18 protein-coding genes and 4 pseudogenes are annotated in these 24,182 nt (G+C 69.2%); 18 read left to right on the top strand and 4 right to left on the bottom strand.

What is annotated here, in order from left to right:
- Positions 1 to 190: 190 nt before the first annotated feature.
- The 9 genes and pseudogenes from ftsZ (at position 191) to dnaE (ending at position 10,142) form a co-directional block, all read left to right on the top strand.
- Entirely contained in the window at positions 191 to 1,405 is a 1,215-nt protein-coding gene (ftsZ, locus tag ACRQ5B_RS16125) for a cell division protein FtsZ (RefSeq protein ID WP_432395623.1), read from the top strand.
- A 136-nt stretch (positions 1,406 to 1,541) separates the two neighbouring features.
- Positions 1,542 to 2,261, top strand: a complete 720-nt coding sequence (locus ACRQ5B_RS16120; RefSeq protein ID WP_432395620.1) for a polyphenol oxidase family protein — start codon at positions 1,542 to 1,544, stop codon at positions 2,259 to 2,261.
- Positions 2,258 to 3,013, top strand: coding sequence for a YggS family pyridoxal phosphate-dependent enzyme (locus ACRQ5B_RS16115; protein WP_432395617.1), 756 nt, complete (start codon positions 2,258 to 2,260; stop codon positions 3,011 to 3,013). The genes ACRQ5B_RS16120 and ACRQ5B_RS16115 overlap by 4 nt, the downstream gene beginning before the upstream one ends.
- Positions 3,014 to 3,070: 57 nt before the next feature.
- Positions 3,071 to 3,601 carry a cell division protein SepF gene (locus tag ACRQ5B_RS16110; RefSeq protein WP_290258180.1) on the top strand — a complete coding sequence of 177 codons (531 nt, stop codon included), beginning with the start codon at positions 3,071 to 3,073 and terminating at the stop codon, positions 3,599 to 3,601.
- Between the two features lie 136 nt (positions 3,602 to 3,737).
- Positions 3,738 to 4,045 (top strand): annotated as a pseudogene (locus tag ACRQ5B_RS16105) (YggT family protein).
- Positions 4,046 to 4,188: 143 nt separating this feature from the next.
- On the top strand, positions 4,189 to 4,881 hold the full coding sequence (locus ACRQ5B_RS16100) for a DivIVA domain-containing protein (protein WP_290258178.1): 693 nt from the start codon (positions 4,189 to 4,191) through the stop codon (positions 4,879 to 4,881).
- A 108-nt stretch (positions 4,882 to 4,989) separates the two neighbouring features.
- Positions 4,990 to 5,603, top strand: a pseudogene (gene lspA / locus ACRQ5B_RS16095) (signal peptidase II).
- Positions 5,596 to 6,542: pseudogene (locus ACRQ5B_RS16090) on the top strand (RluA family pseudouridine synthase). The pseudogenes lspA and ACRQ5B_RS16090 overlap by 8 nt, the downstream one beginning before the upstream one ends.
- A gap of 42 nt (positions 6,543 to 6,584) precedes the next feature.
- Complete coding sequence (gene dnaE / locus ACRQ5B_RS16085) at positions 6,585 to 10,142, top strand: DNA polymerase III subunit alpha (protein ID WP_432395614.1); 3,558 nt, start codon at positions 6,585 to 6,587, stop codon at positions 10,140 to 10,142.
- A 4-nt stretch (positions 10,143 to 10,146) separates the two neighbouring features.
- Here the strand turns inward: dnaE and ACRQ5B_RS16080 are convergent, their stop codons facing one another.
- Positions 10,147 to 10,605 carry a flavin reductase family protein gene (locus tag ACRQ5B_RS16080; protein ID WP_290258259.1) on the bottom strand — a complete coding sequence of 153 codons (459 nt, stop codon included), beginning with the start codon at positions 10,603 to 10,605 and terminating at the stop codon, positions 10,147 to 10,149.
- A gap of 202 nt (positions 10,606 to 10,807) precedes the next feature.
- Here ACRQ5B_RS16080 and ACRQ5B_RS16075 point away from each other — a divergent pair, with 202 nt between their 5' ends.
- From ACRQ5B_RS16075 to nrdR, 3 genes are all read left to right on the top strand, one after another.
- On the top strand, positions 10,808 to 11,410 hold the full coding sequence (locus ACRQ5B_RS16075; RefSeq protein WP_432395611.1) for a hypothetical protein: 603 nt from the start codon (positions 10,808 to 10,810) through the stop codon (positions 11,408 to 11,410).
- Between the two features lie 9 nt (positions 11,411 to 11,419).
- The gene (hisD, locus tag ACRQ5B_RS16070; protein ID WP_432395608.1) at positions 11,420 to 12,829 is read left to right on the top strand and encodes a histidinol dehydrogenase; all 1,410 of its coding nucleotides are present in this window, start codon (positions 11,420 to 11,422) and stop codon (positions 12,827 to 12,829) included.
- Positions 12,830 to 12,930: 101 nt separating this feature from the next.
- Positions 12,931 to 13,422, top strand: a complete 492-nt coding sequence (gene nrdR, locus ACRQ5B_RS16065) for a transcriptional regulator NrdR (RefSeq protein ID WP_412882705.1) — start codon at positions 12,931 to 12,933, stop codon at positions 13,420 to 13,422.
- Positions 13,423 to 13,563: 141 nt separating this feature from the next.
- Here nrdR and ppgK read toward each other — a convergent pair whose 3' ends face one another.
- Both ppgK and map read right to left on the bottom strand, forming a co-directional pair.
- On the bottom strand, positions 13,564 to 14,367 hold the full coding sequence (gene ppgK, locus ACRQ5B_RS16060) for a polyphosphate--glucose phosphotransferase (RefSeq protein ID WP_377972990.1): 804 nt from the start codon (positions 14,365 to 14,367) through the stop codon (positions 13,564 to 13,566).
- An 84-nt stretch (positions 14,368 to 14,451) separates the two neighbouring features.
- A complete protein-coding gene (gene map, locus ACRQ5B_RS16055) occupies positions 14,452 to 15,330 on the bottom strand; it encodes a type I methionyl aminopeptidase (protein ID WP_432395603.1) in 879 nt (292 codons plus the stop codon).
- A 71-nt stretch (positions 15,331 to 15,401) separates the two neighbouring features.
- On the opposite strand from map, the gene ACRQ5B_RS16050 reads away from it, so the two are divergent.
- A complete protein-coding gene (locus ACRQ5B_RS16050) occupies positions 15,402 to 15,566 on the top strand; it encodes an SPOR domain-containing protein (protein WP_290258167.1) in 165 nt (54 codons plus the stop codon).
- A 122-nt stretch (positions 15,567 to 15,688) separates the two neighbouring features.
- Positions 15,689 to 16,249, top strand: a complete 561-nt coding sequence (locus ACRQ5B_RS16045; RefSeq protein WP_432395600.1) for a YceI family protein — start codon at positions 15,689 to 15,691, stop codon at positions 16,247 to 16,249.
- A 12-nt stretch (positions 16,250 to 16,261) separates the two neighbouring features.
- Here ACRQ5B_RS16045 and panB read toward each other — a convergent pair.
- Positions 16,262 to 17,154: pseudogene (gene panB, locus ACRQ5B_RS16040) on the bottom strand (3-methyl-2-oxobutanoate hydroxymethyltransferase).
- Positions 17,155 to 17,416: 262 nt separating this feature from the next.
- Between panB and glnA the strand changes: the two are divergent.
- The 4 genes from glnA (at position 17,417) to ACRQ5B_RS16020 (ending at position 24,181) form a co-directional block, all read left to right on the top strand.
- Entirely contained in the window at positions 17,417 to 18,757 is a 1,341-nt protein-coding gene (glnA, locus tag ACRQ5B_RS16035) for a type I glutamate--ammonia ligase (RefSeq protein ID WP_432395597.1), read from the top strand.
- Positions 18,758 to 18,766: 9 nt separating this feature from the next.
- The gene (locus ACRQ5B_RS16030; RefSeq protein WP_432395594.1) at positions 18,767 to 21,775 is read left to right on the top strand and encodes a bifunctional [glutamine synthetase] adenylyltransferase/[glutamine synthetase]-adenylyl-L-tyrosine phosphorylase; all 3,009 of its coding nucleotides are present in this window, start codon (positions 18,767 to 18,769) and stop codon (positions 21,773 to 21,775) included.
- 121 nt (positions 21,776 to 21,896) lie between these two features.
- Complete coding sequence (locus ACRQ5B_RS16025; RefSeq protein ID WP_432395591.1) at positions 21,897 to 23,435, top strand: amino acid ABC transporter substrate-binding protein/permease; 1,539 nt, start codon at positions 21,897 to 21,899, stop codon at positions 23,433 to 23,435.
- Positions 23,432 to 24,181, top strand: coding sequence for an amino acid ABC transporter ATP-binding protein (locus tag ACRQ5B_RS16020; protein WP_412882712.1), 750 nt, complete (start codon positions 23,432 to 23,434; stop codon positions 24,179 to 24,181). Before ACRQ5B_RS16025 ends, ACRQ5B_RS16020 begins: the two co-directional genes overlap by 4 nt.
- The last annotated feature ends 1 nt before the right edge of the window (position 24,182 follow it).

The following is a 24,182-nucleotide window of genomic DNA, read 5'->3' as shown; positions in this document are numbered from 1 at the left end:
GAAATTCGCCATTTAGCCGGTATTACCGCGACACGCGGAGCCGGTCATTGAATGTCCCCGGCCTAGCCAATAGCGTTCCAAGTACGAGTTAGTTGACATAACTATAACCCTCAAGTCGAAGGTTAAGGTTAGCCTTTCAAGCTGGACTCCATCAGATTTCGCAATAGAACACGAACAAGGGACACGTAACGTGGCAGCTCCGCAGAATTACTTGGCCGTCATCAAGGTCGTCGGCATCGGCGGCGGTGGCGTGAACGCAGTCAACCGCATGATTGAGGTGGGCCTTCGCGGCGTCGAATTCATCGCAATCAACACCGATGCGCAGGCGCTGCTGATGTCCGATGCCGACGTCAAGCTCGACGTCGGACGCGAGTTGACCCGTGGTCTCGGAGCCGGCGCGAACCCCGAGGTGGGCCGCCAGGCCGCCGAGGACCACGCCGACGAAATCGAAGAGGTGCTCCGCGGCGCGGACATGGTCTTCGTGACCGCCGGCGAAGGCGGCGGCACCGGCACCGGCGGTGCGCCCGTCGTGGCCCGTATCGCCCGGTCCCTCGGCGCCCTGACCATCGGCGTCGTCACCCGCCCGTTCACCTTCGAGGGCCGGCGCCGCGCCGGTTCCGCCGAGGCCGGCATCGACGCCCTGCGCGACGAGGTCGACACCCTCATCGTCATCCCGAACGACCGGCTGCTCTCGATCAGCGACCGCAACGTCTCGGTGCTGGACGCCTTCCGCTCCGCCGACCAGGTGCTGCTCTCCGGTGTCCAGGGCATCACCGACCTGATCACCACCCCCGGCCTGATCAACCTCGACTTCGCCGACGTTAAGTCCGTCATGCAGGGCGCCGGTTCGGCCCTGATGGGCATCGGCTCGGCCCGCGGCGAAGACCGTGCGGTCAAGGCCGCCGAGCTCGCCATCGCCTCCCCGCTGCTGGAAGCCTCGATCGACGGCGCCCACGGCGTCCTTCTCTCCATCCAGGGCGGCTCCGACCTCGGCCTGTTCGAAATCAACGAGGCGGCCCGCCTGGTGCAGGAAGTCGCGCACCCGGAAGCCAACATCATCTTCGGCGCCGTGATCGACGACGCCCTCGGCGACGAGGCCCGCGTCACCGTCATCGCGGCCGGCTTCGACGACGTCAAGGCCACCTCGCCGTCGATGGACCAGTCCCAGCCGGCCCCCGTGCGCCAGGCCGCACCGGCACCCGCCCCGACCCAGGCTCCGGCCTCCGCCCCGGCACAGCCGATGCACGCCGGCGTCGGCGCCTCGGGCCTGAGCAACTGGGGCCAGCAGCGTCCCTCCGCCGTCCCCGCCGATTCGGGCTTCGACGTGGACCTGCCCTCGGTCGTGGAGCCGGACCTGTCCGGCCGCCACTCCGATGACCTGGACGTCCCCGACTTCCTGAAGTAGGCCAACGGCACCACCCGCAGCACCCAGCATGGCACCGCCCCGGCGGTGCCATGCTGCGTTGCGGGCGGGTACCGTGGTGGGGGCGGAGATCATCCGCCCACAAAAGACAGCAACAACCGGAACAGTGGTGAGATACGTGTTTTCCTGGCGGGCAGAGGTGAGCCCCGGCGTGTGGGTGGCCTTCACGAATGCGGCGGCCGGCAACCTGGCCCTGCACGTCGGCGACGACCCCGCCGAGGTCCGCCGGCGACGGCAGGACCTCGCGGCGGAGGCCGGCCTGGGACCTGACGGGTTCTCCTTCATGAACCAGGTACACGGCAACCACGTCGCCGAGATCCCCTCGGACACGGGGCACGGTTCCGCGCCCACGGCCGACGCCCTGGTCTCCACCGGCGCGCCGCTGGCCGTGATGGTGGCGGACTGCGTGCCGGTCGTCCTCGTGGGGGAGCGGGCCGCGGAGGACGGCGCCGGAGCCCCGGCCCCCGTCTTCGGTGTCGCCCACGCCGGCCGTCCGGGCACCGCCGCCGGCGTCGTCCCCGCCGCCGTCGACCGGATGCGCGCCCTCGGTGCCGGGACGATCCGGGCCTGGATCGGCCCCTCCGTCTGCGGCCGCTGCTACGAGGTGCCCGCTGAGCTCCGCGACGAGGTGGCCGCCGCCGTCCCCGCCACCTGGACCACCACCACGCAGGGAACCCCCGGCCTGGACCTCCCCGCCGGGGTGCGGAGCCAGCTCGAGGCCGCCGGCGTCGACGTCATGTACAGCGGCGGCTGCACGCTCGAAGACCCCGAGCTCTTCTCCTACCGCCGGGACGCCTCCACCGGGCGCTTCGCCGGCCTGGTCTGGGCAGCGTCATGAGCGGGGCACCGGCCCCGGAGCCCGGGGCGGATCCCCGCACCGCGCAGCTCTCCGAACGGCTCACCGCGGTGCGCCGGCGCATCGCCTCGGCCGCGGAGGCCGCCGGCCGCGGGGCGGACCTGCCGCAGCTGATCGTGGTCACCAAGTTCCACCCCGCCGCCGACGTGGCACGCCTGGCATCCCTGGGCGTCACCGACGTCGGCGAAAACCGTGACCAGGAGGCCGCGGAGAAGGCGGCCGAGCTCTCCGCCCTGGCCCTCCGCTGGCACTTCATCGGGCAGCTCCAGACCAACAAGGCCAAGTCCGTGGTCCGCTACGCCGCCGCCGTGCACTCGGTGGACCGGCCGCAGCTGGCCACCGCCCTCGCCAAGGCCATCGCAGCCGAACAGGACCGCACTGGCCGGGACGACCTCGACTGCTTCATCCAGGTCAATCTGGCCGAAGACGCCGCCGACGCCGACGGTAACCGCGGCGGCGCCCTGCCCGGGACCGTTCCGGAGCTGGCCGCCCAACTCGCCGCCGCACCCGGCCTCCGGCTGGCCGGCGTCATGGCCGTGGCACCGCTCGGTGCGCCGGCCGAACCCGCCTTCGAAAAACTTGCGGGCATCGCCGCGGCGCTGCGCGCAGACTTTCCGCAGGCCAGCGGCATTTCCGCGGGAATGAGCCAGGACCTGGAGGCCGCCATCCGGCACGGGGCGACACACCTGCGAATTGGCTCCGATATTCTCGGTCCGCGTCCGGCCGTGCGGTAGGTTCAACGTATTGGAAGGTAATGGCGGGGCAATACTGACACGATTAGGAGTGGACCCATGGCTGGCGCTCTGCGCAAGACAATGATCTATCTTGGGCTCGCCGACGGCGATGAACACTACGAGTCTGACCATCACACCCCGCACAAGGATGAGGACGAACCTATGGAGCACGACCGCGAGGAGCGCCGCGCGCCGGCCCCCGTCCGCGAAGCCCCCCGGGAAGAGCCCTATGCCGCCGAAGAGGAATACCGCGCACCCGTGACACCCATCAAGCGAGCGGCCGCCAGCCGCGAAGAGACCTCCGGCCTCCGGCAGATCACCACGATCCACCCGCGGTCCTACAACGACGCGAAGCTGATCGGTGAGAGCTTCCGCGACGGCATCCCGGTGATCATGAACGTCACGGACATGGGGGAGGCGGATGCCAAGCGGCTGGTCGACTTCTCCGCCGGACTGGTCTTCGGCCTCCGGGGCAGCATCGAACGGGTCACCAACAAGGTGTTCCTGCTCTCGCCCTCCTACGTCGAGGTGATCGGCGACGACAAGAAGGCCAGCGAGACCACGGCCTCCTTCTTCAACCAAAGCTAGTCGCGGATTCCGGCGGGGCGGCCAGGCAGGATCACCTGCCCGGCCGCCCCGCCGGAATCTTCGTGTTGAAATAGAAGCGCACCCCCGGCCAGGACACTGCGGTATCCGGAACGAACATGGAGAACTGAACTAACTCATGGGAATTGTTTTCGGGCTGATCTATGTCGCGCTGCTGCTCTTCTTCGTCGCGCTGATCGTGCGGCTGGTTTTCGACTGGGTCCAGATGTTCGCCCGCAGCTGGCGCCCCGCGGCGCGGCGCTGATCACGGCCCACGCGGTCTACGCCGTGACGGACAAGCCGCTGAAGCTGCTGCGCCGGATCCTTCCCCCGCTCCGGCTCGGCGGGATCTCCCTGGACCTTGCCTTCCTGGTGCTCTTTTTGGCGGTCTCGATCGCCATGGGAGTGGCCAGGTCACTGACCTACGCGACGGCCGTCGCCATCTGATGCGGCCCGCGGACAGCACCATCATCAGATAAAACTCCGGTCCAACACTGCGGTGTTGAATTAGAGGAACCAGACCATATTTAGGTACCGTAGTTTTGACGGCCGGAAGGCCTCCTGACTAACTAGACCAACGAGGTGACCAGATGGCTTTGACGCCAGAAGACGTTGTCAACAAGCGCTTTCAGCCGACCAAGTTCCGCGAGGGATACGACCAGGACGAGGTTGACGACTTCCTGGACGAAATCGTCGTCGAACTCCGACGCCTGAACCAGGAAAACGACGAGCTCCGCAAGAAGCTTGCCGAGGCCGGTTCCGGCACCGCTGCGGCCCCCGCCGCGGCCGCCCCCGTCGTGGAAAAGGTCCCCGCACCCGTCAAGGCCGAGCAGGATGACCGCGCCAAGGCCGAGGCCAAGGCTAAGGCTGAAGCCGACGCGAAGGCCGCCGAAGCAGCCAAGAAGAAGGAAGCCGAGAAGGCTCCCGCCCCCGCCGCTGCGGCCCCCGTCGCCGCCTCCGCCTCCGCGGAATCCGCCGCCGGCCTGCTGGCCATGGCGCAGCAGATGCACGACAAGCACATCGCCGACGGCGAGCAGCAGCGCGACAAGATCATCGCCGAGGCGCAGATCGAAGCCAGCAGCCTGGTCAACGACGCGCAGGAAAAGTCCCGCAAGATCCTGGGTGCCCTCGAGCAGCAGCGCTCCGTCCTGGAACGCAAGGTCGAGCAGCTGCGCGGCTTCGAGCGCGACTACCGCTCCCGCCTGAAGGCCTACATCGAGGGCCAGCTGCGCGACCTGGACGCCCGCGGTTCCGTCGCGGCCCCCGAGGTCGAAGCGAACTAGTCGAAGCGGACCACCAGCTTCAGCACGTATTCTGAAAGCCGGTGGCTGAGGACTCCTCGGCCACCGGCTTTTTGCATGTGGCATGACCGGAACCGGAACGAAAGCACTATGACGAACGCACCAACCCCCGCCGTCCCCCGGGACGCACCCGCCCGCAGGCCGCGCCGCGGGCTCCTGCTCTCCCTGTTCGCGGGCTTTGCCGTGTTCGCCTACGTCTTCGACCAGCTGACCAAGCTGTGGGTCACCTCCACCATGATCGAGGGGAGCGGACGCCGGTCCTGCCCCCGCTGCTGCACTGGTACTACATCCGGAACTCCGGCGCCGCGTTCTCCATCGGGGAGAACGTCACCTGGGTCTTCACCATCATCATGGCCGCCGTCTCCGTGGCCATCCTGCTGCAGCTGCGGAAGCTCGGCTCCGCGTGGTGGGCGCTGGCGCTGGGACTGCTGCTCGGCGGCGCCCTGGGCAACCTGACCGACCGGCTCTTCCGCGACCCGTCCTTCGGCATGGGCCACGTGGTGGATTTCATCCAGCTGCCCAACTTCGCCATCTTCAACATCGCCGACTCCGCGGTTGTGTCCTCCGTGGTGATCATCTGCCTCCTGACCCTGCGCGGCATCCCGCTGGACGGCGTCCGGCGCCGCGAGGAGGGCCCCGAGGGCGACGAGCACGCGGTCGCTAAGGATGACGCCGACAAGCACGACGGCGGCAACCATGTCTGAGCCGGCCGCCGACGCGGCCCGGCACTACACCGTCCCCGAGGAGCTCGCCGGCGCCCGCATCGACGCCGGGTTGGCCCGCCTCATGGACATCTCCCGGTCCCAGGCCGCGGCGCTGATCGCCGAGGGACACGTCAGCACCGGCGGCAAGCCGGTCGGAAAGTCGCTGAAGCTCAGCGCCGGCGCCGGACTCGACGTCGTCGTCCCGGACCGCCGGGATCCCCTGGAAGTGGTGGAGGAAGTCGTGGAAGGCCTCACAATCCTGCTCGACGACGATGATTTCGTCGTGATCGACAAGCCCGTCGGCGTCGCCGCGCACCCCTCGCCCGGCTGGGTGGGGCCCACGGTCGTCGGCGGCCTCGCCGGCGCCGGCTACCGGATCTCCACCTCCGGCGCCACCGAACGCGCCGGGATCGTGCACCGGCTCGACGTCGGCACCTCCGGGGTCATGGTGGTCGCCAAGACCGAGGACGCGTACACCAAGCTCAAGCGCGCCTTCAAGGACCGCACCGTGGACAAGGTCTACCACGCCGTCGTCCAGGGCCTCCCGGACCCGCTCGCCGGCACCATCGACGCGCCCATCGGCCGCCACCCGGGCCACGACTGGCGCTTCGCCGTCGTCGAGGACGGCCGCGACTCGGTCACCCACTATGAGGTCCTCGAGGCGTTCGGCAAGGCGTCCCTGGTGGAGGTGCACCTGGAAACCGGGCGCACCCACCAGATCCGCGTGCACTTCTCCGCGCTCCGCCACCCCTGCGCCGGGGACCTGACCTACGGCGCCGACCCGCGGTTGGCCGCCACCCTGGGCCTGACCCGGCAGTGGTTGCACGCCCGGCAGCTCTCCTTCGACCACCCCCGGACGGGGAGCGGGTCACCGTCACGAGCGACTACCCGCAGGACCTGCAGTACGCGCTCGAGGTCCTCGCCTCCGGCAACGCCTGACGCCTGACGCCCACCGTCCGCGCCCGGCACTAGAATGATCCGGTGACTTCCAGCAACAATTCGTTCGTCCATCTCCACAACCACACCGAATACTCCATGCTGGACGGCGCCGCCCGGCTCGGGGAACTCTTCGATGAGACCGGACGGCTGGGCATGCCGGCGCTGGCCACCACGGACCACGGCTACCTGTTCGGCGCCTTCGACTTCTGGAAGCGCGCCACCGACGCCGGCATCAAGCCGATCATCGGCGTCGAGGCCTATGTGACGCCCGGAACCGCGCGCACGGACAAGACCAGGGTCCGCTGGGGCGAGGAAAACCAGCGCAAGGACGACATCTCCGGCGGCGGCGCGTACACGCACATGACGCTGCTGAGCTACAACAACACCGGCATGCGGAACCTCTTCCGCGCCTCCTCCATCGCCTCGCTGGACTCCGTCTTCGGCAAGTGGCCGCGGCTGGACCGGGAGCTGCTGAACACCTACTCCGAGGGGCTCATCGCCACCACCGGCTGCCCCTCCGGCGAGGTGCAGACCCGGCTCCGGCTGGGCCAGTACCGCGAGGCCCTCGAGGCCGCCGCCGAGTTCCGCGACATCTTCGGCGCGGAAAACTACTTCTGTGAGCTGATGGACCACGGCCTGGACATCGAACGCCGCGTCACCGGCGACCTGCTGCGCCTGGCCAAGGAACTGAACCTCCCGCTGGTGGCCACCAACGACCTGCACTACACCCACGAGCACGACGCCAAGGCCCACGAGGCGCTGCTGGCCATCCAGTCCGGCTCCACCCTGCTCGAACCCACCTACGACAACGGCGGCTCGCGGTTCGCGTTCTCCGGCAGCGGCTACTACCTGAAGTCCCCGCAGGAGATGCGCGAACTCTTCCGGGACCACCCGGACGCCTGCGACAACACCCTGCTGATCGCCGAGCGCTGCGACGTCTCCTTCAACACCGGCGCCAACTACATGCCCCGCTTCCCCTGCCCCGAGGGCGAGGACGAGACCTCCTGGCTGGTCAAGGAGGTGGACAAGGGCCTGCACTACCGGTACCCGCAGGGCATCCCGGACAAGGTCCGCGCCCAGGCCGACTACGAACTCGACGTCATCACCTCGATGGGCTTCCCCGGCTACTTCCTCGTGGTCGCGGACTTCATCAACTGGGCCAAGAACAACGGCATCCGCGTCGGTCCCGGCCGTGGCTCCGGCGCCGGTTCCATGGTGGCCTACGCCATGCGCATCACCGACCTGGACCCGCTGCACCACGGCCTGATCTTCGAGCGGTTCCTCAACCCGGACCGCGTCTCCATGCCCGACTTCGACGTCGACTTCGATGACCGCCGCCGGTCCGAGGTGATCGACTACGTGACGAAGAAGTACGGCGACGAGCGCGTGGCCATGATCGTCACCTACGGCACCATCAAGACCAAGCAGGCGCTCAAGGACTCCTCCCGCGTGCTGGGCTACCCGTTCAGCATGGGCGAGACCCTCACCAAGGCGCTGCCCCCGGCGGTCATGGCCAAGGACATCCCGCTGGCGGACATCCAGAACCCCGAGGCCAAGCGCTACGGCGAGGCCGGCGACTTCCGGCAGCTGATCGCCACCGATCCGGAGGCCGCGAAGGTCTTCGAGACCGCCCTCGGCATCGAGGGCCTGAAGCGCCAGTGGGGCGTGCACGCCGCCGGCGTCATCATGTCCTCGGACCCCATCATCGACGTCATCCCCATCATGCGCCGCTTCCAGGACGGGCAGGTCATCACCCAGTTCGACTACCCGACGTCCGAGGGCCTGGGCCTGATCAAGATGGACTTCCTGGGCCTGCGGAACCTGACGATCATTTCCGACGCCCTGGAAAACATCAAAATGAACCGCGGGGTGGACCTGGACCTCGAATCCCTGGCCCTGGACGACGCCGACTCCTACGAACTGCTGGCCCGCGGCGACACCCTGGGCGTCTTCCAGCTCGACGGCGGGCCCATGCGGTCGTTGCTGAAGCTGATGAAGCCGGACAACTTCGAAGACATCTCCGCCGTCCTGGCCCTCTACCGGCCGGGCCCGATGGGCGCCAACGCGCACAACGACTACGCCCTGCGCAAGAACGGCATCCAACCGGTCATCCCCATCCACCCGGAGCTGGAGGAACCGCTGGCCGAGATCCTCGGCGGCACGTACGGCCTGATCGTGTACCAGGAGCAGGTCATGGCCGTCGCTCAGAAGCTCGCCGGCTACAGCCTGGGCCAGGCCGACATCCTCCGCCGCGCCATGGGCAAGAAGAAGAAGTCGGAACTGGACAAGCAATTCGCCGGCTTCTCCCAGGGCATGCAGGACAACGGCTACTCCATGGACGCCGTGAAGACCCTCTGGGACATCCTGCTCCCGTTCTCCGACTACGCCTTCAACAAGGCCCACTCGGCCGCCTACGGCGTGATCTCCTACTGGACCGCCTACCTGAAGGCCCACTACGCCCAGGAGTACATGGCGGCGCTGCTGACCAGCGTCGGCGACGACAAGGACAAGTCGGCCATCTACCTGAACGAGTGCCGCCGGATGGGCATCACGGTGCTGCCGCCGGACGTCAACGAGTCCGCGCTGAACTTCACCCCGGTGGGCAACGACATCCGCTTCGGCATGGGCGCCATCCGCAACGTCGGCGCCAACGCCGTCGACGCCATGGTCGCCGCCCGCGAACGCGAGGGCGCCTTCACCTCCTTCAAGGACTTCCTGATGAAGGTCCCGGCGGTGGTGTGCAACAAGCGCACCATCGAATCCCTCATCAAGGCCGGCGCCTTCGACTCGCTGGGACACCACCGGCGCGCCCTCGCCATGGTCCACGAAGAGGCGATCGACTCCGTCATCACGCTCAAGCGCAACGAGGCCATCGGCCAGTTCGACCTGTTCGCCGGGATCGAGGACACCGAATCGGAGTCCTCGCTCAGCATCGACATCCCGGACCTGCCCGAATGGGAGAAGAAGGACAAGCTCTCCTTCGAGCGGGACATGCTGGGCCTCTACGTCTCGGACCACCCGCTGCAGGGCCTGGAGGGCGTCCTGACCCAGCACGCGGACCAGTCCATCACCTCGATCATCGCCGAGGACGGCCCGCACGACGGCGCCATCATCACCATCGCGGGCATGATCACCTCGCTGAGCCGGCGGATCGCCAAGGCCAGCGGCAACGCCTACGCCCGCGCCGAGATCGAGGACCTCGGCGGCTCGGTGGAGGTGATGTTCTTCGGCCAGGTCTACGGCCCCATCGCGTCCGTCCTGGCCGAGGACCTGATCGTCGTCGTCAAGGGCCGCCTGCAGCGCCGGGACGACGGGGCCATCGCGGTGAACTGCATGGAACTCTCCGTGCCGGACCTCAGCGAGGGCCTGGACGGGCCGCTCGTCATCACCATGCCCACGCATAAGGCCACCGAGGCCGTCGTGAACGAGCTCGGCGAGGTCCTGAAGACCCACCGGGGCAAGTCCGAGGTGCGGCTGCACCTGCACGGCGACTCACGCGTTGAGGTGATGGGCCTGCCGGTGCACCTGCGGGTCAACCCGAGCCCGTCGCTCTACGGCGACCTGAAGGTCCTCCTCGGGCCGACGTGCCTGGACGGGTAGGCGCTCAGATCTCGTAGTCGAGCGGCACCGGCTGGGAGTAGGCGCCGCCGTGGTAGAGCAGCGGCACCGAGGCCCCGCCGACCGCGCCGTCGACCACTTCGACGACCACGACGGCGTTGTTCTCGAACGAGAGGCGCATCTGGATCTTTCCGATCAGCCAGCCGGAGACGTCCTTGAGGACCGGGACCCCGTGGGGTCCCTCCTCCCAGTGGTCGCCCTCGAAGCGGTCCCGGCCGCGGGCGAAGCGGTCGGCCAGGGTCTGGTTCTCCAGGCCCAGCATGTGCACGCCGATGTAGCTGGAATTGGCGACGGCGGGCCAGGAACTGGATGTCCGGGCCATGTTGAAGGTGAAACGGGGCGGCTTGGCCGACAGCGACGCCACCGAGGTGGCCGTGAACCCGTAGGGAGCCCCGTTGTAGCTCGCGGTGATGATGGCGACGCCCGCGGCGTGCCGGCGGAACATTTCCTTGAACGTTCCCTCGAAGGGCTCTTCGGCTGACGACACGGCGGTCCATCTCCCTGCTGTGGTGCGGCTGTTGCTGGTGCCAGCGTATTCCCGCAACGGCCGACGGCGGTATTCGACCGGTCCCCGGGGTGCCGCGCGGCGTCATCCTGGGCCGGCCGGCATGCCGGAGGGGACGGAATCCTGGGTTAAGGTTTGTTGCATGACACAACCCGCGGTGCACCCGCCCGTCGACCCCTCCGGCCACGGCTCCGGCGCCGCGCCTACCGGCGGCACGCCGGGGGATACCGCCGGCGGGACGGGATGGGGCGACGGCGCCGACACCCCCACGCCCCGGCGCCGGCGGGTGCCGTGGCGCGGACTGCTGGTCATCGCCCTGGCCGGCATCCCGGTCGGTCTGCTCTGGTGGGCCCTGGCGCCCACCGGCTTGAACCTGATCAGCCGCGACCCGGCCCTGGCCAGCGGCAGCAACCCCTCCACCTGGCTGCCCCGGGACCTGGTCCTGGCCGGACTGTACCTGGCGGCCGGCTGCGTCGGCGGGATCCTGGCCGCCGGCAGCAAGCCGGCAAGCCTGCCCCCGCTGACCGTCATCGGCGCCGTCGCCGCGGGCGCCGTCGGGGCACTCCTGGCGTGGGGGACCGGCGTCCTGGCCGGCGCGGTCTTCACCCCTGCCCGGGACACCTCGGCCAGCGCCAGCATCGCCTTCTCGCTGCGGGCCTACGCCGTACTGCTGGTCTGGCCCGCGGCCACCGCGCTGTCCATCTTCGTCGCCTCCCTGTTCGGCCACCCGGACCAGGAGCCGTAAAATAGGCGGGTGACTTCCTCTGCCGACCGCCCCGCGTCCCTGGTACCCGCCTCCACCGGCCTCGATTTCCGGACCGTGGACGTCCGCGGCCGGCAGCTGACCCTCGCCGGCCTCCGCGCCGCCGTCCCGCGGGCCCAGCACGGCACCGTGGCCGACGCCGAGGGCAAGGTCCAGGAGATCATCGCCGACGTCCGCGGCCGCGGGCTCGCCGCACTGAGCGACCTCGCGAGTAAGTTCGACGGCGTCGAGCAGACCCACCCGCGGGTGCCTGCCGAGGCCCTGCAGGCCGCGCTGGACGGCCTGGACCCGGAGGTGCGCGCGGCGCTGGAGGAATCCATCCGCCGCGCCCGGCTCTTCGCCGACGCCCAGCGCCCCGCCAACACCGACGTCGCCCTCGGCGACGGCGCGGTGGTCAGCCAGAACTGGGTGCCGGTCTCCCGCGTGGGCCTCTACGTTCCCGGCGGCCTGGCCGTCTACCCCTCCTCGGTGATCATGAACGTGGTCCCGGCGCTGGCCGCCGGCGTGCCCTCGATCGCGCTGGCGTCGCCGCCGCAGAAGGACTTCGGCGGACTTCCGCACCCCACCATCCTCGCCGCCGCCGCGCTGCTGGGCATCGATGAGGTCTACGGGATCGGCGGGGCGCAAGCCATCGCCGCCTTCGCCTTCGGCGTCCCCGCGGACGCCTCCCCGGCAGACGCAGCCGGCACCGCCCTGCCCGGCATCGACCCGGTGGATGTCGTCACCGGCCCGGGAAACATCTTCGTGGCCACCGCCAAGCGCCTGGTCAAGGGCGCGGTCGGGATCGACTCGGAAGCCGGCACCACCGAGATCGCGATCCTGGCCGACGCCACCGCCCGCCCCGAGCTCGTGGCCGCGGACCTGATCAGCCAGGCCGAGCACGACCCCAAGGCCGCCTCGGTCCTGATCACCGACTCCGAGGACCTGGCCGCGGCCGTGCGCCGGGAGCTCGATACCCAGGCCGCCGCCACCGAGCACAGCGCCCGCGTCCGGGAAGCCCTCTCCGGCCCGCAGTCCGGCGTCGTCCTGGTCGAGGACCTGGAGCAGGGGATCGCCGCCTGCGACGCCTACGCCGCCGAGCACCTGGAAATCATGACCGCGGATGCCGCCGCCGTCGCCGCCCGGATCCGCAACGCCGGCGCCATCTTCGTGGGCGACTACAGCCCGGTCAGCCTGGGCGACTACTGCGCCGGGTCCAACCACGTGCTGCCCACCAGCGGCACCGCCGCCTTCTCCTCGGGCCTGAACGTCACCACCTTCCTGCGCGCCATCCAGGTCATCAACTACGACCGGGCCGCGCTGGAGGACGTCAGCCGGCACATCGTCAGCCTCTCGGTGGCCGAGGACCTGCCGGCGCACGGCGAGGCCGTGACCGCGCGGTTCGCCAACCACAACATGTAGTAATTACAGGCTTGTTATTCACCCAGATCTAGTCGTAGACTGAATCCGGAAGCCCCGCCAGCGGTGCTTCCTTCCGGAGTTGCGGCAGGAAAGGAAGAGACGTGTATTGCCCGTTCTGCCGTAATCCTGACTCCCGCGTGGTGGACAGCCGCATCGCCGACGACGGCTCGGCCATCCGCCGCCGCCGCCAGTGCCCCGAGTGCGGCCGCCGCTTCACCACCGTGGAAACCACCAGCCTCACCGTGATCAAGCGGTCCGGCGTGGGCGAGCCGTTCAGCCGGAGCAAGGTCATCAACGGTGTCCGCAAGGCCTGCCAGGGCCGGCCGGTGACCGAGGATGACCTCGCCATGCTGGCGCAGGAGGTCGAGGAGACCATACGCGCCGCCGGCGCCGCCGAGATCGAGGCCCACGAGGTGGGCCTGGCTATCCTGAACCCGCTGCAGCGCCTCGACGAGGTCGCCTACCTGCGGTTCGCCAGCGTCTACCAGGCGTTCGAATCCCTGGAGGACTTCGAGTCCGCGATCGCCCTGCTCCGGCACGAGGCGGAGACCAAGGGCCTCGACGGAAAACCGGCCCAGAAGAGCCCGCTCTAGGCACCCACAGACTCCGGTGGTGGCAGCGGAGGGGAAGCCGCAGCCACCACCGGCTCCACATAGAGAACCGGCCCGCAGTTGGACAACTGCGGGCCGTTCTCTGTTTCCGTGCGGGTCTTATTGCCTGCCCAGGTGAGCCGGTTACTTGGCCAGCTTGTGCGTCAGCGCCACCTCGATGGCCGCGCCCACGATGCCGGCGTCGTTCTTCAGCTCGGCGGGAACGATCGGGGTCCGCAGCGACATGTGCGGCAGGTACTCGTCCGCGCGCTTGGAGATGCCGCCGCCCACGATGAACAGCTCGGGGGAGAAGAGGAACTCCACGTGCGAGAAGTAGCGCTGCAGCAGCACGCTGTATTCGGTCCAGCTCAGGCCGTCGCGTTCGCGGGCGACGGCGGAGGCCTTGCTCTCGGCGTCGAAGCCGTCGATCTCCAGGTGGCCGAGCTCGGCGTTGGGGACCAGCTTGCCGTTGAAGATGAACGCGGACCCGATGCCGGTGCCCAGGGTGATCACCAGGACGGTGCCGTCCACGCCCTTGCCGGCGCCGTAGCGGGCCTCGGCGAGACCGGCGGCGTCGGCGTCGTTGATGACCTCCACCGGGCGGCCCAGCTTGGCGGTGAGCAGTGCATCGATGTCCAGGTTCAGCCACGCGTGGTCGACGTTGGCGGCGGAGTGGACGACGCCGTGCTGGATGATGCCCGGGAAGGTCACGCCGACGGGGCTGTCGGCGTCCGGGGCGTCGGGACGCTTGGACAGCTCGGCCACCACCTGGGCGACGACGTCGGCCACGGCCTCCGGCGTCGAGGGCTGCGGGGTGGGGACCCGGAGCCGGTCGCCCACCAGCTTGCCCTTCTTCAAGTCGACGATGCCGCCCTTGATACCGGTGCCGCCGATATCAATGCCGATCAGCGGGGCGTTCTTCTTCGACTTGTCGTCCTTCTTGGCCAATGTGTGTCCGTTCGTGGCTGGGGGCAGGGGCTGGGGACGCGCGCTGCGCGGCTCGTGCTGAAAGGTGGTGCGGGGGACTGCGGGTCAGGGGAGGGTGAGGACCTCGGCGCCGGAGTCGGTCACCAGCAGCGTGTGTTCGAACTGCGCGGTGCGTTTCCGGTCGCGGGTCACCACGGTCCAGTCGTCGGCCCACATGTCCCACTCGATGGTGCCGAGGGTGAGCATGGGTTCGATGGTAAAGACCATACCCGGCTCGATCACGGTGTTGTAGGCGGGCGCGGCGTCGTAGTGCGGGATGATCAGGCCGGTGTGGAACGCCTCGCCCACGCCGTGGCCGGTGAAGTCGCGCACCACGCCGTAGCCGAAGCGCTTGGCGTAGGAGGCGATGGTCCGGCCGATCACGTTGATCTCCCGGCCCGGTGCCACCGCGCGGATGGCCCGGCGCAGCGACTCCTCGGTCCGTTCCACCAGCAGCCGGGACTCCTCGTCGACGTCGCCCACCAGGAACGTGTAGTTGGTGTCGCCGTGGACTCCGCCGATGAACGCGGTGATGTCGATGTTCAGGATGTCGCCGTCCTGGACCACGGTGCTGTCCGGGATGCCGTGGCAGATGACCTCGTTCAGCGAGGAACACAGCGACTTCGGGAAGCCCCGGTAGCCGAGCGTGGAGGGGTAGGCCTTGTGGTCGAGGAGGAACTCGTGGCCCACCCGGTCCAGTTCGTCCGTGGTGACGCCCGGTTCGATGTGCTTGCCCACCTCGACGATCGCCTGGGCGGCTATTTTCGAGGCGACGCGGATCTTCTCGATGGTCTCCGCAGACTTCACCTCGGACCCGGTGAATTTGGCCGGGGCGGGCTTCCCCACGTACTCCGGACGCGGAATCGACGCGGGCACGGCACGCTGCGGGCTGATCGTGCCCGGGACAAGGGTGCCAATGGGTGCAGTCGAGGTGAGGGAAGGCATAGATTGATTCTATAAGCAGTGGCCCAAGCCGAAAAAAATGCAGCCTCCCGGCACGTGCAGAAGGAGACCCCATGGCCGAGTATTGGTACAACGTCAACACCCACGAGATCGAGGAGGACGCGATGTCGGACTGGAGCCAGCTCATCGGCCCGTACAAGACCCGCGAGGAAGCCGAACACGCCCTCGAGAAGGTCAAGGCACGCAACGAGGCGTGGGACAAGGGCGACGACGACTAAGCAGCCACGACGGGCGCCCTCCGGCGCCCGTCGGCGGCACCGGCCAGGGCCGGGACACCGTTCGCATTACCATCCATCCATATCCGGGTGCCGGCACGACCGGTGCCGCTAGGAGGTTCATCATGGCCGAACTCTCGCCGGAATACGCGGGACAGTGGCGGTTCGACCCAACCCACACGCGGATCGGATTCTCCACCCGGCACGCGATGGTCACCAAGGTCCGCGGGGCCTTCAACGACTTCGACGGCATCATCACCGTCGATGCTGTCAACCCGGAACGCTCCACGGTGGAACTGACCGTCAAGGTGGCGAGCATCGACACCCGCAACGCGGACCGGGACCAGCACCTGCGCACCAACGACTTCTTCGACGCCCCTACCCACCCGGAGATCAGCTTCAAGAGCAGCCGGGTGGACCAGGTGGACGAGGGCCACTTCATCGTCATCGGCGACGTGACCATCCGCGGCGTGACCAAGGAGATCTCCATCCCGCTGGACTTCATCGGCGTCGAGCGGGACCCGATGGGCAACCTCCGCGCAGGCTTCGAGGGATCGCGGCGGATCGACCGCCAGGACTTCGGACTGAAGTGGAACACAGCCCTGGACTCCGGCGGCGTCCTGGTCTCGGACAAAATCACCCTCGAGTTCGAGGTCTCCGCCATCAAGGTTGAGGACGCCTCCTAAGACGGAGCCCGCCTAGAAGGAGTGCTCGGGGCCCGGGAACTGCCCGGAACGGACGTCGTCGCCGTAAGCGCGGGCGGCGTCCGTCAGGGTTGTCCTGAGGTCCGCGTACTGCTTGACGAACTTGGCCATCTTCCCGCCGCGCAGCCCCGCCATGTCCTGCCACACCAGCACCTGCCCCGTGGTGGCGTTGCCGGCGCCGATGCCGATGGTGGGGACGTCGACGGCGGCGTCGACGGCGGCCGCCGTCGCGGCCGGGACCATCTCCATCAGCACGCAGAACGCCCCGGCGTCGGCCAGGGCCACCGCGTCCTCGATCAGGCGCGCGGCGTCGTCGCCCCGTCCCTGCACCCGGTACCCGCCCAGGGCGTGCTCGCTCTGCGGCGTGAAGCCGATGTGGGCCATGACCGGGATGCCGGCCTGGACCATGGCGCGGACGGTGTCCGCGTAGAACGCCCCGCCCTCCATCTTGACCGCGTGCGCCAGCCCCTCCTTGAGGAAGCGCACGCCGGTCGCGACGGCCTGCTCGGCGGAGACCTCGTAGCTGCCGAACGGCAGGTCCGCCACCACCAGGGCGCGGCGGGCGGAGCGGGTCACGGCCCGGCACAGCGGCAGCAGCTCATCGACGGTCACCGGCAGGCTGGTCTCGTTGCCGAAGACGTTATTCGAGGCCGAGTCACCGACCAGCAGCACCTCGATGCCGGCGTCGTCGAAGATCTCCGCGGAGTACTGGTCGTAGGCGGTGAGCATGGCGAAGCGTTCGCCCTTCTCCTTCGCCTGGCGCAGGTGGTGCGTGCGGATCCGGCCGGCGGGCTTCGCGGCGGGCGGCGCAGCCTGCGCGGGGCCGGCGCCGTAGGGGCGGGAAGTTCTGCGGACATGCCGGAATCGGGGCTGGTGCTGGGGGCCATGGAATGAGCGTAGTGCGATACCGGTGGTCCTAGCTACCGGAGGGACCGGCGTGACCTGCTCCGGCGGGCAGTCCGGGACGCCGTCGGGACACTCACGGGTGACCGGACCGGGGTGTTGTGTTAACGCTAGGTTACGCGCCCGGGCCGGGCCAGCATTCGGCGGTAATGATTAGTAGAGTGAACCGTGAGCAGCTGCGGGCGCCGCCGCCGGCCATGGGCCGGGGCGCGTCGAGGCACGGACGAAGACCCGGAAAGAGGCACTATGGACCGCCAGCAAGAGTTTGTCCTGCGGACGATCGAGGAGCGCGACGTGCGTTTCGTGCGTTTGTGGTTCACCGACGTCGTCGGCTCACTCAAGTCCGTGGCGCTGGCGCCCGCCGAAGTCGAGGGCGCCTTCGAGGAGGGCCTGGGCTTCGACGGCTCCTCGATCGAGGGCCTGGCCCGGGTGTTCGAATCCGACATGCTGGCCCAGCCGGACCCCTCCACCTTCCAGATCCTGCCCTGGCGCGGCGAGACCGAGGCGACCTCGCGGATGTTCTGCGACATCCTCACCCCCGACGGCGAGCCGTCCGCCGCGGACCCGCGCAACGTCCTCAAGCGCAACCTGGCCAAGGCCGCGGACATGGGTTTCACCTGCTACACCCACCCGGAGATCGAGTTCTACCTGCTCAAGTCGCAGCAGCCCGGCCCGGACGGCGCCCCGGTTCCCGTGGACGAGGGCGGCTACTTCGACCACGTCCCCGGCGGCGTGGCCCAGGACTTCCGCCGCACCGCGGTGACCATGCTCGAATCCGTGGGCATCTCGGTGGAGTTCAGCCACCACGAGGCCGGCCCCGGCCAGAACGAGATCGACCTGCGCTACGCCGATGCGCTGCAGACCGCGGACAACATCATGACCTTCCGCACCGTAATCAAGGAGGTCGCGCTGCAGCAGGGCACGTACGCCACCTTCATGCCCAAGCCGTTCACCGCGCACCCGGGCTCCGGCATGCACACCCACTTCTCGCTCTTCGAGGGCGACACCAACGCGTTCTATGAGGCCGGGGCGGAATTCCAGCTCTCCGAGACCGCGCGCCAGTTCATCGCCGGCATCCTCAAGCACGCCCCTGAGTTCACCGCCGTCACCAACCAGTTCGTGAACTCGTACAAGCGGCTCTGGGGCGGGGGAGAGGCGCCCAGCTACCTCAGCTGGGGCCACAACAACCGCTCCGCCCTGGTCCGGGTGCCGCTGTACAAGCCGGGCAAGGGCCAGTCCGCGCGGATCGAATACCGCGGCATCGACTCCGCCGCGAACCCGTACCTCGCCTACGCCGTGCTGCTGGGCGCCGGACTGAAGGGCATCGAGGAGAACTACCAGCTGCCGGCCGCCGCCGAGGACGACATCTGGTCGCTGAGCTCGGCCGAGCGCCGCGCCATGGGCCACGACCCGCTGCCGGCCAGCCTGCACGACGCGATCCGGACCATGGAGGACTCGGAGCTGATGCCGCAGATCCTTGGCGAGCAGGTCTTCGAGCACTTCCTGCGCAACAAGCGCGCCGAGTGGCAGGACTACCGGCTCCAGGTCACGCCCTACGAGCTGCAGCGCAACCTGGCGATCCTCTAGGGGCGTGCGGTGAGCCTGGCACGGCGCCTGATCGCCGCGGGGTTTGACGACCTCGACCGCGGCGAACGCTTCCTGGCCGCCCCCGAACTCGAGGGGCTGGACCGGGAGGCGCTGTTCGCCGGGCTCCGGCTCGCCGCCAACCCGGACACCGCCCTGCTGTCCCTGGTCCGGCTGATCGAGAAGAACCCCGACCTGCGCCGGCTCGCGGCGGACCCGGAGCGCAGCGAGCCGCTCTACCGGGTGCTGGGCGCGTCCGAGGCGCTGGGGGAGTTCCTGCTCCGGCACCCTGGGCACCTGGCCGCCTTCGACGCGGCCGTCAGCCCCGAACCGGTCCCGGCGGATCCGGCCGCGCTGCGCACGCGGCTCCTGCAGTCCGTCCGCGCCGACCCAAAGGCCGCGCGCCCCGTCGCGGCCCTGACCGGCCAGGACGGCTACGCCGCGCTCCGGACCGCGTACCGCCGCGGCGTCGTGGACCTGGCCATCAAAGACCTTTGCGCGGCGGACCCGCTGGACTACCTGCCCGCCGTCGGCGCCGAACTCGCGGACCTCGCTGCCGCCGCCATCGAGGCGGCCCTGGCCGTCTCCCGGGCCGAGGCGGCGGAGCAGTTCGGGGCGGAGGACGTCGCCGCCGTCGGACTCGCCGTGATCGGCATGGGCAAGTGCGGCGCCCGCGAACTGAACTACATCTCCGACGTCGACGTCATCTACGTGATCGACGGCGGCCCGCTGGAGGACGCCCGCGCCGCCACGATCGGCACCGCCCTGGCCTCCGGCCTCTCCCGCGCCATCATGTCCACCGGCAAGGAACCCGGCCTCTGGGAGGTCGACGCGAACCTGCGGCCCGAGGGGAAGTCCGGGCCGCTGGTGCGCACCCTGCCCTCGCACGAGAGCTACTATGCCCGCTGGGCCGAGAGCTGGGAGTTCCAGGCGCTGCTGAAGGCCCGGGCCATCGCCGGCGACGCCGACCTCGGCGCCCGCTACGAGGCGGCCGTCGCGCCGCTGATCTGGTCCTCCGCCGGCCGCGAGGGCTTCGTCGAATCCGTCCGGTCGATGCGCCGGCGTGTCACCGAGCACATCCCGGCCGACGAGGAGCAGCGGCAGCTCAAGCTGGGCCGCGGCGGCCTGCGCGACGTGGAGTTCACCGTCCAGCTCCTGCAGCTGGTGCACGGCAAGTCCGACGAGTCGCTGCGTTGCCGGGACACCACCGCCGCGATCGCCGCGCTGTCCGCCGGCGGCTACATCGGCCGTACCGACGCCGCGGAATTCGACCGCGACTACCGCTACCTGCGGCTGCTGGAGCACCGGATCCAGCTCTTCCAGCTGCGCCGCACCCACCTCATGCCGGTCAAGGAGGCCTCGCTGCGGTCCCTGGCCAAGGCGGTCCTGGGCTCCCTCTCCGACGACCGGCCGCACCCGGACGCGCTCCTGGCCGACTGGCGCAAGACCAAACGCTCGGTCCGGGAGCTCCACGAACGGATCTTCTACCGGCCGCTGCTGAACACGGCCGCCGCCCTCAGCACCGAGGAGGCCCGGCTGACCCCGGAGGCCGCGCAGGGCCGGCTCGCGGCGCTGGGCTACCTCGACCCGCCCGGGGCCATGCGGCACATCGAGGCGCTCACCGCCGGGGTGAGCCGCCGCGCCGCGCTGCAGCGCCAGCTGCTCCCGATCCTGCTGGGCTGGCTCGCCGAGGGCGTGGACCCCGACGGCGGCCTGCTGGCCTTCCGCCGCGTCAGCGAAGCCCTGGGCACCACGCACTGGTACCTCGGGCTGCTGCGGGATTCGACGGCGGCGGCCGAGCGGCTCTGCCACGTGCTCTCCAACTCCCGGCTGATCGCGGACCTCCTGGAGGTCTCGCCCGAGTCGGTGGCGTGGCTCGGCTCGGACAAGGACCTGGTGCCGCTCAGCTACGAAGCGCAGTGGCTGGAAATCACCTCCAAGATGTCCCGCCACTCGGACCCGGAGAGCGCCATGCGGCTGATCCGGCTGATCCGCCGCCGGGAGATCCTCCGGATCGCCATCGCGGACAGCGCCGGGCTCCTGGACCAGGACCAGGTGGGCGCCGCCCTGGCGGACACGGACCGGGCCGCGGTCCTCGGCGCCCTGCGCGTGGCCGAGACCGTCGTCGCGGCCCGCGAACCGCTGAAGACCCGGGTGCTGGTAGTGGCCATGGGCCGGCAGGGCGGCCGGGAGATCGGCTACGGCTCGGACGCGGACGTCATGTACGTCCACCGCGGCCTGCCCGGCGTCCCCGAGGAGGAGGCGCAGCAACAGGCAGCCCGGATCGTCGGCAAGCTCTCCAGCCTGCTGACCCAGCCCCTGAAGCCCGCGGTTTTGGCCGAGCGCGTCCTCATGGTCGACGCCGACCTGCGCCCCGAGGGCAAGAACGGGCCGATGGTCCGGTCGCTGGAGTCCTACGCGGAGTATTACCGGCGCTGGTCCCTGGTCTGGGAGGCGCAGGCCCTGCTCCGGGCCCGCCCGATGGCCGGCGACGACGACCTCGCCGCGGACTTCATCGCCCTGATCGACTCGATCCGCTACCCCGAGTCCCTCGCCGAGCAGGACGTCCGGGAGGTCCGCCGGATCAAGGCCCGGGTGGAGTCCGAGCGGCTGCCCCGCGGCGCTGACCCCGCCCGGCACCTGAAGCTGGGCCGCGGCGGCCTCAGCGACGTCGAATGGCTGGCCCAGCTGCTGCAGCTGCGGCACGCCGGAAGGCACCCGGAGCTGCGGACCACCTCCACCGTGCAGGCCCTCGAAGCGGCCGCGGAACTGGAACTGCTCGAGGCCGGGGAAGTGGTGCTGCTGCTCCGCGCCTGGCGGCTGGCCAGCAGGATCCGCTCCGCCAACGTGATCTGGACCGGCCGCGCCTCGGACCTCCTGCCCTCCTCCCGCCGCGACCTCGAAGCCGTGGCCCGCTGGTGCGGCTACGGCCAGGGCAACGCCGCCGCGCTCGAGGAGGACTACCTCCGGCTCAGCCGGCGTGCCCGGGCCGTCTTCGAGCGCGTTTTTTACGGCCAGTAGCGCCCCTTCAGCCCCATCCGGCGCCCTCCCGTGCCGCCGGAGGCCAAATGCGGGTAGCCTCGAGGGGTACTTTGCCGGTCCCACGGGCCGTCACCCGCACTTACCTAGGGGTTGTTCTACCTTGCCCAGACTCCAGCAGGCCGGGACCTCCCGGCCGCGGACGGCCACCCTCCTCGGGGCGTTGCTCGCGTTCGCCGCACTGATCCTCGGAGCCCCCGGCGCTGCCGCGGCGCCCGCCCCCGCTGCTCCCGCGGTCGCCCCCGCGGCTCCCGCCGCCCCCGTCGCCGCGCAGCCGGGAACCGCGCCGTCGAGCGTGTCCGGGAAGACCTACGTCATCGGGACGGACACCACGTTCGCCCCGTTCGAGTTCCGCGATGCCGGCGGCGACCTCACCGGCATCGACATGGACATCATCCGGACGATCGCCAAGAACCAGGGCTTCTCCGTCGAGATCAAGTCCCTCGGCTTCAACGCCGCGCTGCAGGCGCTCTCCTCCAATCAGGTGGACGGCGTCATCGCCGGCATGTCCATCACGGAGCCGCGCAAGCAGATCTACGACTTCTCCGACCCCTACTTCGAATCCGGCGTCCAGATGGCGGTGGCCAAGAACAACACCGACATCAAGGGCTACGAGGACCTCAAGGGCAAGACCGTCACCGCCAAGACCGGCAGCGAGGGCGAGACCTTCGCCAAGTCGATCGCCGGCAAGTACGGCTTCACGGTCAAGTCGCTGGACCAGTCCGCCACCATGTACGAACTGGTGAAGTCCGGCAACGCCGTCGCCGTCTTCGACGACTACCCGGTGCTGGCGTACGGCATCAGCCAGAACAACGGGCTGAAGTCCGTCACCGAGAAGGAAAAGGGCGGCTCCTACGGCTTCGCGGTCAACAAGGGTCGGAACCCGGAACTGCTCAAGGCCTTCAACACCGGCCTCGCCGACCTGAAGTCCAGCGGTGAGTACCACAAGATCCTCGACAAGTACCTCAAGGATCCGACCCAGGCCACCTCCTCCAGCTTCTGGGACCTGCTCGCCAACAGCTTCCCGGCGCTGATGAAGGGACTCGGTAACACCGTCCTGGTCACCGCGATCTCCTTCGCCCTGGCCATGCTGATCGGCCTGTTCATGGGCTTCTTCAAGATCTCCACCTCGATCATCCTGCGCGGCATCGCCACAACGTTCGTCAACATCTTCCGCGGCACCCCGCTGCTGGTTTGGGCGTTCTTCTTCTACTTCGGCATCCCGCAGCTCACCGGCCAGCCCATCGACATCTGGGTCGCCGCCGTCCTGACCCTGAGCCTGAACTCGGCCGCCTACATCACCGAGATCGTCCGCGGCTCCATACAGTCCGTTGACCCCGGCCAGCTGGAAGCCAGCCGCAGCCTGGGCCTCGGCTACGCCAAGTCCATGCAGAAGGTGGTGGTCCCGCAGGCGTTCAAGATCATGACCCCGTCGCTGATCAACCAGCTGATCATCATGCTCAAGGACAGCTCCCTGCTGCTCGCCATCGGCTTCGCCGAACTGCTCTACCAGGGCCAGCAGATCTACGCCGGCAACTTCCGGATCACCGAAACCCTGCTGATCGTCGCGGTGCTCTACTTCGTCGTCATCATGCTCCTGACCAGGCTGGCCAACTTCGCGGATAAGAGGTTCAACAAATGACCACGGCAGCAACCCCCGCCAGCAAGATCTCGGTCCGGGAACTGAAGAAATCCTTCGGCAGCAACGAGGTCCTCAAGGGCATCAACGCCGAGGTGGCCGAGGGCGAGGTGGTCTGCGTGATCGGCCCCTCCGGCTCCGGCAAGTCCACCTTCCTGCGCTGCCTGAACAAGCTCGAGGACATCACCGCCGGCCACGTCACCGTGGACGGCTTCGACGTCACCGACCCGAAGGTGGACATCAACGAGGTCCGCCGGCACATCGGCATGGTCTTCCAGCACTTCAACCTGTTCCCGCACATGTCCGTGATCGAGAACATCATGCTGGCACCCGTCGAATCGAAGAAGCAGACCAAGGACGAGGCCCGCGCCAACGGCCTGAAGCTGCTGGAGCGGGTCGGGCTCGCGGAGAAGGCCGACGCCCGGCCGGCCTCGCTGTCCGGCGGCCAGAAGCAGCGCGTCGCGATCGCCCGCGCCCTGGCGATGAATCCGGACATCATGCTCTTCGACGAGGCCACCTCCGCGCTGGACCCGGAAATGGTCGGCGAGGTGCTGCAGGTCATCAAGGACCTCGCCGCCGAGGGCATGACCATGGTCCTGGTCACCCACGAGATGGGCTTCGCCCGCGAGGTGGCGGACCGGGTGCTGTTCATGGCCGACGGCGTCATCTGCGAGCAGGGCGAGCCGGAGGCCCTCTTCGGCAACCCGCAGCAGCAGCGGACCCGGGACTTCCTCTCCAAGGTGCTCTAGG

Origin of the sequence: Pseudarthrobacter sp. L19 (genome assembly GCF_050859435.1) — a bacterium.
GTDB lineage: Bacteria > Actinomycetota > Actinomycetes > Actinomycetales > Micrococcaceae > Arthrobacter.
This window is presented reverse-complemented; position numbering and strand designations above follow the sequence as displayed.